Source organism: Streptomyces sp. NPDC038135, from assembly GCF_055601245.1.
On sequence record NZ_JBVJXS010000010.1, the window covers coordinates 209,112 to 223,816 of the forward strand.

14 protein-coding genes and 3 pseudogenes are annotated in these 14,705 nt (G+C 69.4%); 6 read left to right on the top strand and 11 right to left on the bottom strand.

From position 1 onward, the window contains the following. Window positions 1-336 precede the first annotated feature (336 nt). Together ACZ7JA_RS28250 and ACZ7JA_RS28255 are read right to left on the bottom strand one after the other, a co-directional pair. Window positions 337-2,583 carry an ATP-binding protein gene (locus tag ACZ7JA_RS28250; RefSeq protein WP_470811138.1) on the bottom strand — a complete coding sequence of 749 codons (2,247 nt, stop codon included), beginning with the start codon at window positions 2,581-2,583 and terminating at the stop codon, window positions 337-339. A gap of 355 nt (window positions 2,584-2,938) precedes the next feature. Further along, window positions 2,939-3,733, bottom strand: a complete 795-nt coding sequence (locus ACZ7JA_RS28255; RefSeq protein WP_389298602.1) for an intradiol ring-cleavage dioxygenase — start codon at window positions 3,731-3,733, stop codon at window positions 2,939-2,941. A gap of 283 nt (window positions 3,734-4,016) precedes the next feature. On the opposite strand from ACZ7JA_RS28255, the pseudogene ACZ7JA_RS28260 reads away from it, so the two are divergent. Then, a pseudogene (locus tag ACZ7JA_RS28260) lies at window positions 4,017-4,334 on the top strand (class I SAM-dependent methyltransferase); the annotation flags it as partial. A 248-nt stretch (window positions 4,335-4,582) separates the two neighbouring features. On the opposite strand, the gene ACZ7JA_RS28265 reads toward ACZ7JA_RS28260, so the two are convergent. Further along, window positions 4,583-5,005 carry an SRPBCC family protein gene (locus ACZ7JA_RS28265; RefSeq protein WP_351667021.1) on the bottom strand — a complete coding sequence of 141 codons (423 nt, stop codon included), beginning with the start codon at window positions 5,003-5,005 and terminating at the stop codon, window positions 4,583-4,585. Between the two features lie 100 nt (window positions 5,006-5,105). Next, window positions 5,106-5,804 carry a TetR/AcrR family transcriptional regulator gene (locus ACZ7JA_RS28270; protein ID WP_470811141.1) on the bottom strand — a complete coding sequence of 233 codons (699 nt, stop codon included), beginning with the start codon at window positions 5,802-5,804 and terminating at the stop codon, window positions 5,106-5,108. Window positions 5,805-5,981: 177 nt separating this feature from the next. On the opposite strand from ACZ7JA_RS28270, the gene ACZ7JA_RS28275 reads away from it, so the two are divergent. Then, the gene (locus ACZ7JA_RS28275; RefSeq protein WP_470811143.1) at window positions 5,982-7,013 is read left to right on the top strand and encodes a medium chain dehydrogenase/reductase family protein; all 1,032 of its coding nucleotides are present in this window, start codon (window positions 5,982-5,984) and stop codon (window positions 7,011-7,013) included. A gap of 101 nt (window positions 7,014-7,114) precedes the next feature. Beyond that, entirely contained in the window at window positions 7,115-7,711 is a 597-nt protein-coding gene (locus tag ACZ7JA_RS28280) for an SRPBCC family protein (RefSeq protein WP_470811145.1), read from the top strand. Window positions 7,712-8,208: 497 nt separating this feature from the next. Here ACZ7JA_RS28280 and ACZ7JA_RS28285 read toward each other — a convergent pair whose 3' ends face one another. Continuing rightward, window positions 8,209-8,613: a winged helix-turn-helix transcriptional regulator gene (locus ACZ7JA_RS28285; protein ID WP_390684160.1), complete on the bottom strand. Its 405-nt coding sequence runs from the start codon at window positions 8,611-8,613 to the stop codon at window positions 8,209-8,211. 144 nt (window positions 8,614-8,757) lie between these two features. On the opposite strand from ACZ7JA_RS28285, the gene ACZ7JA_RS28290 reads away from it, so the two are divergent. Further along, entirely contained in the window at window positions 8,758-9,630 is an 873-nt protein-coding gene (locus ACZ7JA_RS28290) for an SDR family oxidoreductase (RefSeq protein WP_470811147.1), read from the top strand. 28 nt (window positions 9,631-9,658) lie between these two features. On the opposite strand, the pseudogene ACZ7JA_RS28295 reads toward ACZ7JA_RS28290, so the two are convergent. Further along, window positions 9,659-9,841 (bottom strand): annotated as a pseudogene (locus ACZ7JA_RS28295) (IS630 family transposase); the annotation flags it as partial. An 83-nt stretch (window positions 9,842-9,924) separates the two neighbouring features. Here ACZ7JA_RS28295 and ACZ7JA_RS28300 point away from each other — a divergent pair. Continuing rightward, window positions 9,925-10,437, top strand: a complete 513-nt coding sequence (locus tag ACZ7JA_RS28300) for an SDR family oxidoreductase (RefSeq protein ID WP_470811346.1) — start codon at window positions 9,925-9,927, stop codon at window positions 10,435-10,437. 79 nt (window positions 10,438-10,516) lie between these two features. On the opposite strand, the gene ACZ7JA_RS28305 is transcribed toward ACZ7JA_RS28300, so the two are convergent. From ACZ7JA_RS28305 to ACZ7JA_RS28315, 3 genes are all read right to left on the bottom strand, one after another. Continuing rightward, complete coding sequence (locus tag ACZ7JA_RS28305) at window positions 10,517-10,726, bottom strand: DUF4287 domain-containing protein (protein ID WP_351667015.1); 210 nt, start codon at window positions 10,724-10,726, stop codon at window positions 10,517-10,519. A gap of 65 nt (window positions 10,727-10,791) precedes the next feature. Further along, entirely contained in the window at window positions 10,792-11,457 is a 666-nt protein-coding gene (locus ACZ7JA_RS28310) for a DUF998 domain-containing protein (protein WP_470811149.1), read from the bottom strand. 1 nt (window position 11,458) lies between these two features. Next, window positions 11,459-11,767, bottom strand: a complete 309-nt coding sequence (locus ACZ7JA_RS28315) for a dihydrofolate reductase family protein (protein ID WP_470811348.1) — start codon at window positions 11,765-11,767, stop codon at window positions 11,459-11,461. 401 nt (window positions 11,768-12,168) lie between these two features. Between ACZ7JA_RS28315 and ACZ7JA_RS28320 the strand changes: the two genes are divergently transcribed. Then, window positions 12,169-12,816: a winged helix-turn-helix transcriptional regulator gene (locus ACZ7JA_RS28320; protein WP_450750887.1), complete on the top strand. Its 648-nt coding sequence runs from the start codon at window positions 12,169-12,171 to the stop codon at window positions 12,814-12,816. Between the two features lie 249 nt (window positions 12,817-13,065). On the opposite strand, the pseudogene ACZ7JA_RS28325 reads toward ACZ7JA_RS28320, so the two are convergent. Both ACZ7JA_RS28325 and ACZ7JA_RS28330 read right to left on the bottom strand, forming a co-directional pair. Next, window positions 13,066-13,445: pseudogene (locus ACZ7JA_RS28325) on the bottom strand (transposase); the annotation flags it as partial. Window positions 13,446-13,766: 321 nt separating this feature from the next. Continuing rightward, window positions 13,767-14,309, bottom strand: a complete 543-nt coding sequence (locus tag ACZ7JA_RS28330) for a GNAT family N-acetyltransferase (protein ID WP_351667011.1) — start codon at window positions 14,307-14,309, stop codon at window positions 13,767-13,769. Between the last annotated feature and the right edge of the window lie 396 nt (window positions 14,310-14,705).

The window sequence follows — 14,705 nt, forward strand, 5'->3', positions numbered from 1 at the left end:
GCGCGGAGACTCGGACAGCCAACTGCTGCGCCCGGTCGAGGCCGAGGCCGGCGAGCCGCTGAAGTTGGTCAGCCCCCCAGCTTTCCCCCTCACAGGCTGAAGACGACCAGGGCGGTGTCGTCGGTGACGCCTTCGGCGGGGAGGAGGTGGTAGGCGCTTGACTCTCCGATACCGCGACGCCTGCACACCGCGTCGCCCCCGTGCTGTCCGGCAGGACAGTGCCGGCAGTTGCACTGCCTGTCGACGTGCAGCTTGTCCGCCAGACGAGCCCCGAACCCCCGAGCGCAGGTCGCACCAGAAGGAATCACCACGATGACGTCTGCCCGCCCCGCCGTCCTACCTCCTGTAGCTCCGAGGCCGGTCGAACCACAGAGCGATCTGTGTACGTGAGCGAAGACCCAGCTTGTCGCGCACCCTGTCCAGGTGCGTGGCGACCGTATGCGCCGAAAGGCCGAGCTCACTTGCGATCTGCCGGTTCGTCAGCCCCTCCGCGACGAGTTCGACCACCATGGACTCCCTCGCGGTCAGCCGCCACCGCTCGTCGTCGACCCCCATGGTGTCCAGCCCCCGCCGGACCTGCTCACCGCTGCCTGTCCGCAGGGCGTAGGCGACGAGCCGGTCCCCGCGCAGCTCGTGAGCGCCGACGACCGCGGCCTCCCGCGCCGCCGTCGGCAGCACAGTCCGGGCGCGGGCCGCCGCCTCCTCGATCGTGCGTCGCCAGGACGCCTCGGGCTCGGTGTCCAGCAGGCGTCGCGCCAGCGCACTCGCCTCGCACAACCTCAGGGCGCGCTGCATGTCACCGCTCTCTGCAGCCACCAGCGCCAGGCCCTCGACGGGGTACAGCGCGTGGAAGCTCCCCCCGGGGGCAATGCGCAGCACTTCGGTGAAGAGGGCCTCGGCGCTCTCCATCTGCCCCAGAGCCAGCCGAACGGCGCCTGCCGTGTGTAGCGCGGCCGCGACCCGGGGCCAGGGCGCCTGCTCCCTGAGCACCGGAAGGCAATCCGCCATCAGCTCGTCGGCCTCGCGCTCCCCGCCCGCCTGGAGCAGAGCCCAGGCCAGGTGCTGGGTGCACCAGGCGACGTCCTCGGGCGAGCCGAGCGGGGCGACGACGTCCAGGCACGCGCGCAGATCTGAGACGGCCTCGGTGAATTCGCCGCGACACAGCCACGCCGCGGCCCTGGCGTCGAGTGCGTTGGCGAGTCCGGAGGGCACGTGACGCTGCCGCTCCAGGTTCACCGCCCGCTCGCCCAGGGACAGTGCTCGGTGCGGGTCGGCCTGCTGGGCGGCCACCCGTGTGGCGAGCGCGGCCACCTCCCCGCCCAGTGCCTGACCGCCGGGCTCTCGCAGCAGTCCGGTCAGCAGTGCGCCCGCAACTGAAGGTTGCTCTTGCTGGTAGTGCACCCGGGCCAGTTCAAGGGTCAGCCGTACCCGCGTGGTCTCGTCCTGGCCGGTGGCGTGGGCCGGCACCGAGGCGAGGTTGTCCCGTTCCACCGTCAGCGGGCTGCTCGCCTGGTCGGCGAACACATCCCCACAAGCTCGCTCGGCCACCTCGTGGAGCCATGCGAGGGCGTCGCGCAGGGTGGGGCCCAGCTCGCCGGATGCGCGCAGACGTTCCATGGCGTAGGCGCGGATGACACCGAGCTGCCGGAAGCGGGTGGGTGCCGTACCCCCGGGCAACCGTGCGATCAGTGACTTCGCCTCAAGCGCGCGCAGGAGGGGAAAGACGTCTTGCGGCCCGATGCCGCCGCCGGCGCACACCGAGCGCGCCGCGGCCAGATCGAACCCTCCGGCGAGGACCGCGAGGCGCCGGAAGACGGCCTGTTCCGCCGGATCCAGCAGCCGGTAACTCCAGTCGACGGCGGTGGCGAGCGTGCTGTGCCGCCGGGGCCCGGTCCTGCTGCCACCGGCCAGGAGGTCCAGCTCAGACGCATGGTCGTCCAGGCCCGCGAGGATGTCGCCCGGCGCGAAGGCGCCGATGTGGCAGGCCGCTAGCTCTACGGCGAGAGTCAGGCCGTCCAGCCGTCGGCAGATCTCCGCGACCAATGGGCCGTTGGTTCGGTCCAGCGCAAACCCGGGCGAGCGGTGCGCGGCACGCTCCACGAACAGCCGTACCGCGTCCGCCCGCTGCAGGGCCGTCACGTCGTTCCCGGCGTCAGCCGGCGGCAGGGACAGCTCGCCGACCCGGAACACGGTCTCCCCGGGCACCCGCAATGCCTCACGGCTCGTGGCCAGGATCCGCAGCCGGGGGCAACGGCCCAGCAGTGTCACAACCAGCCTGGCGCACGGCTCGGCGAGGTGCTCGCAGTTGTCCAGAATCAGCAGCCGGGAGGCATCACCGATGGCACGGACCACGACGTCGACGCCGGTAGGGCCCGCCCGTTCGCCCATGCCCAGCGCGGCGGCCACGGACTGGGTCAGAGTTGCGCCGTCCCGCAGCGCGTCGAGCTCCACCAGGTCGAGCCGGGCGTACCGGCTGGATATCCCGCGGGCGAACTCCAGCGCCAGCCGCGTCTTGCCCACACCGCCCGCTCCGGTCAGCGTGAGCAGCCGTGTGCTCCTGAGCAGCGCGCGCAGGTCCGACAACTCCTGCCGCCGGCCGACGAAGGAGTCGAGCGCCGGCGGCAGGGCTCGGCCACGGGTTGCTGCGATCGCCGCGGCGGATGCTGCTGTGGGGGCCGCGGCCGACGCGGCACCCTGGGCCCGGAAGGTGTCCCGCGCTGCCGTCCGACGCCGGAACGCCCGTTGCCGGCAGGCGTTGGAACAGTACCGAGCCGGCCGGCCGCTCCGCGGCCTCGGAATCAGCGCCGTACCGCATACCTCGCACGTTCGACTCCGGCTCATCCCCGATTCCTGGCCGCACGTTCTCGCGCCGAAACCATGCAAGACGACTGGGCAGTGAGCGCGGCGGCCGGACTCGGCCACCGCTCCCTCGGGACCGTCAGGGTGTGGCAGTGGGGTCGATCCCGAGTACGACGGACCCCGTTACGCCCTTGCCCAGGTCACTACCCGTCTGGGTGAGGGTCAACAGGGTGGCCGAACCGCCGTTGCGGTAGATACCGTCCCTCGCGTTGAGCGTGCGCGAGGCCGTGTTGTTCCGGTAAGGCGACAGGGCGGCGACCCTGGCGTTGTACGTCTCCGGGAAGTAGAGCTGGCCGGTGTGGGAGACATGGCCTCCGTGATAGGTCCCGTTGGAGACGGTGCCGCCCGCGTGCGTCTTGACGTGGATGTGAAGGGCCCGGCCGACGTACCACCCCGGGTAGACGGTGGTGAACTCCGCGACCCCGGACGCGTCGGTCAGTTGCACACCGCGCAGGAAGGTCGTGTCGGGGGTGGATCCGCCGGCGACGTAGCCGGAGTAGATCCCCAGCGCGTCACAGTGCCAGATGTCGACTGCCGTGTTGGGCAGCGTGGCGCAGGTGGTGCTGTCTATGACCGTGACGCGCAGGGTCAGCGGAACGCCGGCCTTGCCCTCGGTGATGTCCTTGCGGACTCGCTCCAGGTCCAGGTAGTAGGGGCCCTCGGTCTGCTCGGGCGTGAGGACGCACGCCGCAGCGAGCGGGGGAGCGGACCGGTCCGCGCTCGGGGGCGCCGCCGCCGCGGTCTGCGTGGCGGCGAGTCCAGCTGCGGCCACGCCGAGCGCGGTGGCGCCGAGGGCGGCGATGACGGACCTGCGGGTGGCCGGCTCGGGGGCGCACTGCGGGTCCGTGGCGTTGTGGTGGGGGGTATCAGTCATGCAGCGACCATGGCGCACACGACGTTCCACCGGATCGCTCAGGCGAGCGACGAGATTGGACGCGTTACGAAACCCGTGCAGGTCGTTCAGGGGGTCCAGGCAAGTTCATCCCCCGCGCAAAGCTGTCGGTAGTGCCGCGTCGGAGAACGATTGCCCTGCCGACTTGTCAGGCAGGGCCGGCTCCGGGGTGCAGGGCGGCGCGGCGGAACAGGGGGCCTCCGGGTGCGGCACTTCCGTCATAAGGGTGACGGGAATCAACGCCGACCAGCGGTGGCCCGAGTCCATGCCAGCGGCCTATGAGCAGTACCTCGTGCCCGTGGTCTTCCGGCCCTTCGCCGCGGACCTGACCGCGAGGGCGGCGGCACCCCACCCTCGGCGCATTCTCGAACTGGCTGCGGGTACAGGCGTGTTGACGTCGAGCCTACTCGCCGCAGCACCGTCGGCCGGCGTGACGGCCACTGACCTGAATGAGGCCGTGGTCGTCTTCGGGTCGGCCTGGGCCTCAGGCGCGGAGTGGCGGCAGGCCGACGCGCAGCGGCTGCCGTTCTCGGACGGAGGCTTCGACCTGGTGGTCTGCCAGTTCGGCGTGATGTTCTTTCCGGCAGCCACCTGCCCGTCGCTGAAGTGAGGGCCCGGTTGGAAGGGCACCATTACGAAGCCCTAAGAGCTCGTACGAGCAAGCATGCGGCGACGGCAGAAGTAGCAACGCACGCCACTCCTCGCCCCCCTTCGTCTCCACCGCTGCCGCCAGATCCGCAGGCTGTCCCGGCCGCCCTTCGGGCACCCACTGGGAGCACGGGCCGGTGCCCGGGTCACCGGCTGGGGCGAGAAGGCGTCACCCGAACTGCGTCAGCCCGATGCCTCGGCACGCGACCTCAGGCTCGTCGCCTCGACCTCGACGTATCGTCGCGTCTGCCAGCCCGTCAGCAGGCCTACGAGTGGTGCTGCGAAACCGGTTTGGTCGATGCCCAGGGTCAGGGTGCTCCCGTGGCCTCTGGGGGCGACGACATGTGTGCCGGTCGTCGTCACACCGCCGGACGCGGACTGCCAGCTGAAGGACCGGCCGGGTGTCCATTCGGTGATCCGCCACGTCAGCACCGGCATGCGTGGTTGGGCGATGCGCACCAGCGAGCCCGGCCCCGGCTCCTTGCCGTCGAGGCGCTCGACGCGCCGCATGGTGACGATGAACTCCGGCCAGCGTTCCACCTCCGCGACGACCCGCCACAAAGCCTCCGGCGACGCTTCGACATCGACCCGGGTCATCCACTGCATCGATCAACACCTCTGCGTCTTCCGGCACTTTGCGCTCCGCACAGTACTGCGCCCCCCACAGTCCGAGCAGAGGTCCGGCGGGAGAAACCGATCCTCCCTGTCAGCCGTGGACGTCAGCGACCTCCTGGTCCGTAGCTTTGCAGAGATCGGTACAGGTCAGGTGGCGCAATTCGCTGTTGTACAGCTCTGCCGGGTCGAGCCCCATGCCGGTGAATTGGCCTGCCAGTTCCAGGGACAGGATGCCGTGCAGGCGGGTCCAGAAGAGCAGGGCGCGGCGCAGGGCGGAGGGGGGTGCGGGGTGGTCGGCTGCCCACTCGCGGTGCTCGGCGAGGTGGGCCTCCAAGCGGGCGTCGTCCGGGGTGTCGGCGGGGGTGCCGCCGGTGGCGGCGTTGAGGAGGGCGTCCATGATCTCGGAGGCGATCGTGGTGATGTCGTCGGGGGCGTGGTAGCCGGGGACGGGTGTGCCGTAGATGAGGAAGTAGCGCTGGGGGTCGTCCAGGGCCCAGGCGCGCAGGGCGTGTCCCAGTCCGGCCAGGTCTGCGCCGGAGTCGGCGGTAGCGCGGATGGTGTCGGCGAGGCTGCGGTAGGCGTCGCGGATCAGTTCGGTGATCAGCTCGTCGCGGCTGGCGAAGTACCGGTAGAGCGCGGGGCCGCTCATGCCCATCTGTTTGGCGATGGCGTTCAAGGACAACCCGGGCGCTCCGGCGGCGGCGATCTGTTCCCAGGCGTGCTGCTTGATCTCGGCGCGTAGCTGGGCGCGGTAGCGCTCGCGTGGGGTGTCCTTGCCCGCGATGGCCATGTGCTCATCCCTTCCCTGGCGTGTTCGCCGGCTTTTCGTAGTCCGGGTGAGCGGCTGCCCGCCCGCTCTGAGTTAGACCCTATTACGAACGCGCTTGACTGTCACTGCGCGTCCAGTTATAACTTCTAACGAACGCACTAGCCACTAACGAAGTTGGTGGAGTCGATGGAGGTCGCCATGAACGCCGCAGAAATGATCGAGGTCGTACTGCCGGGCAAGGTCGAGCCGGAGGAACTGCAGGTGCGGCAGGGTGCCGTCCCCAGTGCGGGGCCGGGGCAGGTCGTCATCCGCATGGAGGCGACCGGTGTCTCCTTCGCCGAGCAGCAGATGCGCCGCGGCCGTTACTACGACCAGCCGCCCTTCCCCTTCGTCCCCGGCTACGACCTGGTCGGCACCGTCGCGCAGACCGGGGACGGCGTCGCCCCCGCGCTTGCCGGCAGCCGGGTGGCCGTACTGCTGAAGGTCGGCGGCTGGGCCAGCCACGTGGTCGTCGACGCCGCCGACGTCGTACCGGTCCCGGAGGGGATCAGCGCGGCCGAGGCCGAGACCGTGGTGATCAACGGCATCACGGCCTGGCAGATGCTGCACCGCAAGGCCCGCGTCCGCGCCGGGCAGACGGTTCTGTTGCACGGGGCCAACGGCGGCGTCGGCTCCGTGCTCGTCCAGCTCGCGCAGGCCGCGGGAGCGAAGGTGATCGGCACCGCGTCCGTGCGCCACCACGCTGCCCTGCGGGAGCGGGGGGTGAGCCCGATCGACTATCGCAGCGAGGACATCCCCGCTCGCGTCCGCGAGCTCGCCCCGCGCGGCGTGGACGCCGTCTTCGATCACGTCGGCGGCCGCGGCATCATCGACTCCTGGCGCCTGCTCGCGCCCGGCGGCACCCTCGTCTCCTACGGCAGCGCCTCCACCCGCGACGACGAGGGCTCCAAGCAGTGGCCCGTCCTCAAGCTCCTCGGTCGGGTCTGGCTGTGGAACGCCCTGCCCAACCGCCGCCGCGCCTACTTCTTCAACGTCTGGGCCGGCCGAGCCCTGAACCGCAGCCGCTTCCGCGCCCGGCTGCGCACCGACCTCACCGAGGTCTTCGAAGCCCTCCGGCGCGGTGAGATCACCGCCCACATCGCCGCCGAACTACCCCTCGCCCGGGCCGCCGAGGCGATGCGGCTGGCCGAGTCCGGCACCGTTGCAGGAAAGGTCGTCCTGCACGCCTGACGCGATCCGCCTCAGGCGCCCCGTAACTACACCCACTCCCTTGCCCGGCCCGGTCCGCTGCCAGCAGACAACCACCGCCACACGTGATGAAAGGCCCCACCATGCGCATCCTCACCGCAACGAAGTTCGCCGCCGCCACGGCCGGCGCTGTCCTCCTCGCCACCGGCACCGCCCACGCTCTCAACGACGACCCGCCCACCACCACCGCCACCACCATCACGGCCGGCACCGCCACTCACACCGACGACGTGCAGATCGACGCCAGCGCCCCGGTCATCAGCCGCGACGACATCCTCATCCACGCCCCCCTGCACACCATTTGGAAGATCCAGACCGACGTCGAGAACTGGCCCACCTGGCAGCCCAACGTCGACGTCGTCGTCAAAGACACCCCCGGACGCCTGCGCCCCGGCTCCGTCTTCCGCTGGACCACCGAAGGACTGAACATCACCTCGACCGTCAAGCAGGTCGACTACGGCAAGCGCCTGGCCTGGGGCGGCCCCGCCCAGGGCATCACCGCCATCCACGTATGGACCTTCACCCCCGCCGCCGACGGCGTCCTCGTCCACACCGAGGAATCCTGGACCGGCGACCCCGTCACCGCCAACAAGGACACCCTGCAGACTGCCCTGGACAACTCCCTCCACAACTGGGTCAACAACCTCAAGCACCAAGCGGAAAGCCAGGTCGGCAAGTAACCCTCCCGCCCTTCCCGAGCGCAAGCCGCTCCGGAAGCGCCCTCCCAAGGCCGCGCCCTCGCCTGCCCAGCCGGAGAGAGACGGGGCGCGGATGTAGAAGCGATCAACTACATGAGGGCGTCAGTAGGGCCGCGGAGCCTGTGACTGAGTCAAGGCGACGGGCGCCGGCCGATGGTGTGCGCACGGCGCCCGTACCGGAGGGTGGCGTTGCGACTGGCCTCATCATGTCGAGCACGGCCCCAGACCCTGGGTGACCCCCAAGATGTCGGTGGTCTGGCGACCGCAGGGACACCGGGCTCGTCCAGTCCGGTTCGCCGCTGCACGACCAGCTGGACTCCAGGGGCCGCGTCTGCTCCGCTGCGCCTGAGTCGGAGGAGCACCCCGAATGACTAACTGAGGTTGAACTCGTGATGTCGCCGGGTGGCTTAAGTGGGTCTGACTGTCGGGCCGGTCTCGGCGAGGCGGCCGTCTATGACCAGACCGCTGGCCGCCGCTGATTACCTGGTGCGCTCAGTGCGGTCGTCGTACTCTTCGCGGGCGGTGATGACTTCTTCGATGTGCAGCACGGACCACTCCGTGAGCGCCTTCAGCGGTTCCCGTAGCGTCTGGCCGAGCGCGGTCAGCTCATACTCCACGTGCGGCGGCACCTCTGGGTAGACGGTCCGGCTGACCAGCCCGTCGCGTTCGAGGGTGCGCAGCGTCTGGGTGAGCATCTTCTCGCTCACGCCCGCCAGCGCCTGCCGGAGCTGGCCGAAACGGGAGGTCCCGTTCCGGCCGAGTTCGCCGAGCACGAGGACCGCCCACTTGCTGCCGATCTGGTCGAGCAGGTCCCGCGACGGGCAGCCGCGCTCGTACGGATCGAATGACGGAATGGGCCCGGTCACATTCTCGACAGCAGCCATACGGCTCACCTCAATGCTTTCGCTGCGGTAAGTACCCTACCAAGGAGTGGCTACTCCCCAACAGAGAGTGTCCAGGTCATTCTGTATTCCATCCCGCGGCGGACGGACCGCGGCAGGCGTGCGAGGCACGCGCGGAAGGAAGGAATGACCATCATGCCGATCGTCGTCACCGGAGCCACCGGCCAGCTGGGCAGGCTCACCGTCGAGGCACTGCTGCGGCGCGGGATCCCGGCCACGGACATCATCGCGACCGGCCGGGACATCGCCGGGATCAAGGATTTGGCCGACCGAGGCATCACGGTACGCCGCGCCGACTTCGCGGACACCGACGGCCTGGCCGAGGCATTCGCGGGAGCGGAAAGGCTGCTGCTGATCTCGGCCTCGGTCCCCGTGGGCGAGCGGGTCGCCAACCACCGCCGCGTGATCGACGCCGCGGCGTCCGCAGGCGTGTCGCTAGTGGCGTACACGAGCACGACGCACGCGGACACGGCCACCACCGTCATCGGTGCCACGCACGGCGAGACCGAGGCGTATCTGCGGGACCGCGGAATCCCCAGCGTGCTGCTGCGCAACGGCTGGTACCTGGAGAATTACACCAGCCAACTGCCGCAGATCCTGCAGAACGGCGCGGTCGTCGGCGCCGCAGGCGAGGGGCGGATCAGCGCCGCGTCCCGCGCCGACTACGCCGAGGCCGCAGCGGTCGTCCTCACCGCTGAAGGCCACACCGGCGCCGTGTACGAGCTTGGCGGCGACGAATCCTTCACCCTGACTGAGCTCGCCGCCGCGATCTCCGCTGCGGCCGGAAAGCAGGTCACTTATGCTGACCTTCCGGTGGCCGACTTCGCCCAGGTACTGGCCTCCGCGGGCCTGCCCGCCGAGCTGGCGGAGGTCCTCGCTGACGCTGACCGCGGTATGAACCGCGGCGAGATGTACACCGACTCTGGCGACTTGCGCCGCCTGATCGGCCGCCCGCCCGTGACCTTGGCCGAGGCACTCGCGGCCGCCCTGCATGACTGAGGTTGAACTTGTGATGTGGCCGGGTTGCTCAGGTGGGTCTGATCGTCAGGCCGGTCTCGGCGAGGCAGCCGTCTATGAGTTCGCTGCGGTACTGGATGTGCCGTAGGCCGCGCCGGATGCGCTGGACGAGGTGTTCGGGGGTACTGAACGCGACGTTGGAGAGCCAGCCGCGTCGCAGGAGGGACCAGATCCCCTCGACCTGAGGGGCGTCGACGCCGTCGTGGACACCACGAGCTACGAGGCGGCCGATCCGGACGACGCGGTGGCGCACTTCGGTACCGCGTCGTCCGCAACCTGCTTGCCGCCGAGAAACGGGCCGGTGTCCGTCACCATGTACTGCTCTCGATCGTCGGCATCGACCGTATCGAAGGCAACGCCCACTATGCCGGTAAGCGTGAGCAGGAGCGCCTCGTGGCCCAGGGCCCGGTGCCGTGGACGATCGTTCCCTTCACCCAGTTCCACGACTTCGCCGCCACGGTGACCAGTTGGACCGAGCAGGACGGCGTCGCCCCGATCCCGCCGCTGCTCGTTCAGCCAATCGCGCCCGCGGACGTGGCCGACATCCTCGCCGAGATCGCCACGGACGCACCGCAGGGGCGCTACCGCGACGTCGCCGGCCCGGAACCGCAGGATCTGGTGGACATGGCCCGCCGCACGAGCGATGCCCGCGGGCACACGGTCAAGTTGATCCCGACATGGTCCTCGCTCCTGGGGCCAGAGATGGCCGGCAACGTCCTTCTGCCCGGCGAGGGCGCCCGCATCGCGCCAATCACCTTCGACGAGTGGCTCGCGGACGCTCGCCGATGACGCGCCAGGGGGCACGGTTCATTCGCGTCTCTTCGGTCAGTGTCGGGTCCAGATGTGAATGCCCGCGAGGTGGAGTGCATCACCTGTTGTTGCCGGCCAGTGTGTGCGAGACCAGTGCGTTGGCGTGACCGTGGCCTAGGCCGTGTTCGGCCTTGAGCCAGGCGACGAGTTCCATGTGCTTGGTCAGCGGTGAGGTGCGGATGAGATCACGCCACTCCTCTATCGGGCGGCCGTACTTCCTCTCGATCGCGGGAAAGTAGCTGGCTGGACCTTTGGCCGGTGACGTCATGAGGGAAGGCTCCTGTCGGTTGGCGACGGTTCTGGTGCGGTTTATGTGGCGGCGGTACAGGGCCGCTACCGGCACTTGGGCACGGCTAGGCGAGCGGTAACGGCGCTGAGTGCGAGCAGGCCTAGTCCCGCTCCGGCGGTGAAAGCCGCGGCGGTGGTGGCGGAGGCGGCGAATCCGGCCAGGACGCCGACCGGCACGAGGCGGACGGCGAGCGCCCAGCCGCGCTGTCGGTCGGCGGCGAAGTGCCGTGCGAGCACGAGGAAGGCGGCGCACAGCGCGAGGTAGCCAACGGCGCCGCTGAGCATGTGGACGGTGCCGTGTGCACTCAGCGAGGTGGCCCGGTCCTCGGGGGCACCAGCGGGGAATCCGGCCCCTGGGTCTGCGCTGAAGACCCCAGCGAGAAGGAACGACGTGCCGAACACAGCGAGCAGTCGGGGTGCCCAAGTGCCGCCCGGCGTATCGCGCAGCGTATGGCGTATCGCGATCGCACCGCCGATGACCAACAGGCCGATGAGTAGGAAGACGGTGACCTGGATCCAGCCGAGGGCGCCGAGGCTGAGCTGGCTGAGAGCGTTGCGGGTGAAGTCGAATCCGGGCCGGGTCAGGCCCTGGGCCAGGCCGGTGGCGAGGAAGAGCGGGCCCGCTGCGATGCCGGCGGCCGAAAGGAGTCGTGGCGCCGGGCGGGCCGGGCTCATGCTGAGGGCCGCCGGGGGTTTGAGTGTCTGGGACATTTCAAAGTTCTTTCCTGGTCGTCGTTACGGGCGGACGGAATGGTGTGGGGCGGGTCAGCGGGGCTGGGGGGTGTAGTGGGCTTCGATGACGCGGTTGGCGAAGGCGCGGGTGGCCGCTAGGTGCATGGGGATCTGTCGCCGTGCGGCTGGTGCCGGCGATGACGGGGGCGATCTGCAGGTAGAGGTCGTCCAGCAGGCCGTTGCTCATGAGCCACTGGACGAGGGTGATGCTGCCGCCGACCTTGATGTTGCCGCCGGGCTGGTGCTTGAGGGCTCGGGTCTGGCCGGCGATGTCTTCGCCCGTGATCAGGCGGCTGCCCTACCACTCGCCGACGTCGGTGAGGGTGGAGGAGACGACGTACCTCGGCACGGCATTCAGCCAGTCGGCGGTGGGCAGCTGCTCGCTGGTGACTCGCGGGAAGGGGAGCTCCACAGCTGGTGGGTGCTGCGGCCCAGCAGGCCGGGCGTCGCCGTCGTCGAACAGCCGCGTAACTGCTTCGGCCGCCTCGCCGGTGTGTAGGGCATACCCCACCTCTCCGGGCCTTCTACGACGCCGTCCATCGGGACGAACAGCCCGGCCACGATCGTGCGTGCTGCGGTCATGCGATCACTCCTCGGATGAGTCTGGGACTCGCGGACAACCGAATGTGAAGTGAGCTTGTTCTTTGCAAGCATGCTTTGTCAAGGGAATCTTGGGTTACTATCTGCATCATGGCGACTCGCGAGTACGGACAGTTCTGTGGACTGGCCCGGGCAATGGAAGTGCTTGGTGAACGGTGGGCGGTGTTGATCGTCCGCAATCTGCTCAGCGGACCCCAGCGATACACGGACCTTCGCAACGGCCTGCCCGCGATCCCCACCAACATCCTTTCGACCCGTCTCAAGCAGCTTGAAGAGCACGGACTGGCCACCCGCCGAGCACTGCCGCACCCTGAGCGCGCGGTCGTCTATGAGCTCACCGACTGTGGGCGTGACCTGGAACCGGCTCTCATTGCACTGGGCCGCTGGGGAGCCCGAACGATGACCGAGCCGCGCCCCGGCGAAGTCATCACCGCCGAATCGGTGGCCATGTCCTTCCGCACCGCCTACCGGCCGGAAGCGGCCCAGGGTGCCACCGTCGGGTTTGAGGTCCGCCTGGGTGAGTTCACCATCAACCTCCAGATCACAGGCGGTGTGCTGACCGTCGGCCTCGGCGCACACCCTGCTCCTGACCTCGTGATCGAGCGCCTATCCGGACACCCGGTCCGCGAGCTGATGAGCGGCAGCAAGGCCCCCGACGAAGTACTCTCCGACGGCAGCGTGCGCGTTGAGGGCGATCCTGTCCTTCTCCGTCGGTTCGCCGAGCTGTTCCGCTTCTGAGGGAACTGGGCGGAGCCGGTTGGGCAACGTGCCGCATCGCGGACGGATCTTCGGAACGCAATGATCATGTCAGCTACTGCACAAACGCTCTCGCTGACCTACTGCACGGGGCAGCAGGCCTGTATGGCTCCAGCTCGGTCCAACGGTTCGCCTTCGACCTGGAGCCGGCCGGGTTGCAGAGCTGCGCAGGCGCCTGGAGCGCGTCCGTCAGCCGCCGTCGAAGTAGGCAGTCGGCGTTTCGTCGTCCCATCACGGACAGCTGCGACCGAGCTGACCCAGTCGACGCCAGCCGATCAGCGCGCATCCGAGGGTCAGGGAGGCCCCGTGGACGTCGGCGCGGACCTCTCAGGTGGATCCGCAGGCGACGGAACCAGTGCAGGTGAGCGAAGGCGCGCTCCACGACACAGCGTTGGGTGCCGGGCACCGAGCCGCGCTCGGTGCCGCAGGCGATCTCCGGCTTCACGCCGAGCGCCCAGACGAGGTGGCGGTACTTGTCGTGGCCGTAACCGCGGTCACCGAGCACGATGTTCGGGCGGCGCCGGGGCCGGCCACGCTTGCCGCGCACCGGCGGAACGGCTTCGAGCAGCGGGATGAGCTGGGGGACGTCGTTAGTGATTGCCGCCGGTCAGGTGGCGGTGAGCAGGCGCTCAGGCCGCGGCGGAAGCCGACGACGCGCCCCTCCCGGCCACATCCTGCGGGCAGTGGCTCACCAGGCAAGGGACATCGGCCACTCGCGGGCAGCCGTCGTCCCCGCCACGGCTTCCGTGGAGCGTGAGCGGTATACCCTCGCGACGCCTCGCGAGCGGGTACTGCTCGGGGTGGTGCAGGCACGCAGCCTTGTCATCGACGGACAAAAGCGGGCCGCGATCGCAGCGCTTCTCCGCGCCGAGGACGGAGCAAGCGCTGATGGGCTCTCCAGGCCGAAGGCGACATTGCTGAACTGCTGAGCTTCAGCCCTGAGGCGGTGGATCGCTCGCCAACCTCGCGTGGAGCTCTACGTCATAGCGAATACCGTCGTATTCGAGCTTCTGCCGTTGGAGCCCTTCCACCGCGAAGCCAGCGGCCGCAGCGACCCGGCAAGACGCCGGGTTGTTGACCCGGTGTCCTAGTTCGAGGCGGAACAGCTCAGCGTCATCGAACGCCCACCGCGCCAGAGCTCGGCATGCCTGCGAGGCGACGCCCCGCCTCCGGGCTGCGACCGTTGTCCAGTACGAGACCCACCCGACGGCATGGCGCCGATCGACGGCGCCAACGGCAACGTGCCCGAGGATGCCGCCGTCGCCGTCAACCACGGCGAAGGCATGCGCCGAGCCCGTGTCCCATCGCTCTGTCCACCTGAGGATCCACTGCTCTGCAGCGGCCTCCGAGTCGATGGCCTCTGCGGACTGCCCACGCATCAGAGGATCTGCAAACGCGCTCATCACCGCGCGGGCGTCCAGCCCGCACCAGCGACGCAGCAGTAGTCCGGATGATGTCTCCATGTGATCACGCACGACCGGAGTCTCGCCCGATCACTGGCACCCCGTCACCCCGTTTCTTCCGTCGATCTTGCCACCCTCACCCCCGACCAGCTCTTGTAGCTCATCGCTGACGAGCCTTCCGCGACCTGAGCTCAGGGAACACTGCCCGATGGCCCCGCTAGAGGCACCCGGGACCGTGACCGTCCGCGGGGTGGGTCAAGTGTTCACCTGCCCAGGAAAGTCTTTGCTTGCAGCCTCCGGAGCCGGGGGGGTACGCCGAGCGGGCGCTGCCGAACGTGGGCTTCGGCGGTGTGCGGGGCAGTGATGGCGCTGTGAGCAGGGATGGTGGGTCCGGCAAGGGTGACGCCGCTCGCGATCCGGCAGTCACGGCCGATTGCGAGGCCAGGGCCGAGGCTGATGTGGTTGCCG

What these genes read in the sequence shown, in the direction of transcription:
- ACZ7JA_RS28255 (WP_389298602.1), bottom strand. Translation starts at nt 3,733, where the DNA reads ATGACTGATACCCCCCACCACAACGCCACGGACCCGCAGTGCGCCCCC.
- ACZ7JA_RS28275 (WP_470811143.1), top strand. Translation starts at nt 5,982, where the DNA reads ATGAACGCCGCAGAAATGATCGAGGTCGTACTGCCGGGCAAGGTCGAG.
- ACZ7JA_RS28285 (WP_390684160.1), bottom strand. Translation starts at nt 8,613, where the DNA reads ATGGCTGCTGTCGAGAATGTGACCGGGCCCATTCCGTCATTCGATCCG.
- ACZ7JA_RS28305 (WP_351667015.1), bottom strand. Translation starts at nt 10,726, where the DNA reads ATGACGTCACCGGCCAAAGGTCCAGCCAGCTACTTTCCCGCGATCGAG.
- ACZ7JA_RS28265 (WP_351667021.1), bottom strand. Translation starts at nt 5,005, where the DNA reads ATGCAGTGGATGACCCGGGTCGATGTCGAAGCGTCGCCGGAGGCTTTG.
- ACZ7JA_RS28310 (WP_470811149.1), bottom strand. Translation starts at nt 11,457, where the DNA reads ATGTCCCAGACACTCAAACCCCCGGCGGCCCTCAGCATGAGCCCGGCC.
- ACZ7JA_RS28320 (WP_450750887.1), top strand. Translation starts at nt 12,169, where the DNA reads ATGGCGACTCGCGAGTACGGACAGTTCTGTGGACTGGCCCGGGCAATG.
- ACZ7JA_RS28280 (WP_470811145.1), top strand. Translation starts at nt 7,115, where the DNA reads ATGCGCATCCTCACCGCAACGAAGTTCGCCGCCGCCACGGCCGGCGCT.
- ACZ7JA_RS28270 (WP_470811141.1), bottom strand. Translation starts at nt 5,804, where the DNA reads ATGGCCATCGCGGGCAAGGACACCCCACGCGAGCGCTACCGCGCCCAG.
- ACZ7JA_RS28290 (WP_470811147.1), top strand. Translation starts at nt 8,758, where the DNA reads ATGACCATCATGCCGATCGTCGTCACCGGAGCCACCGGCCAGCTGGGC.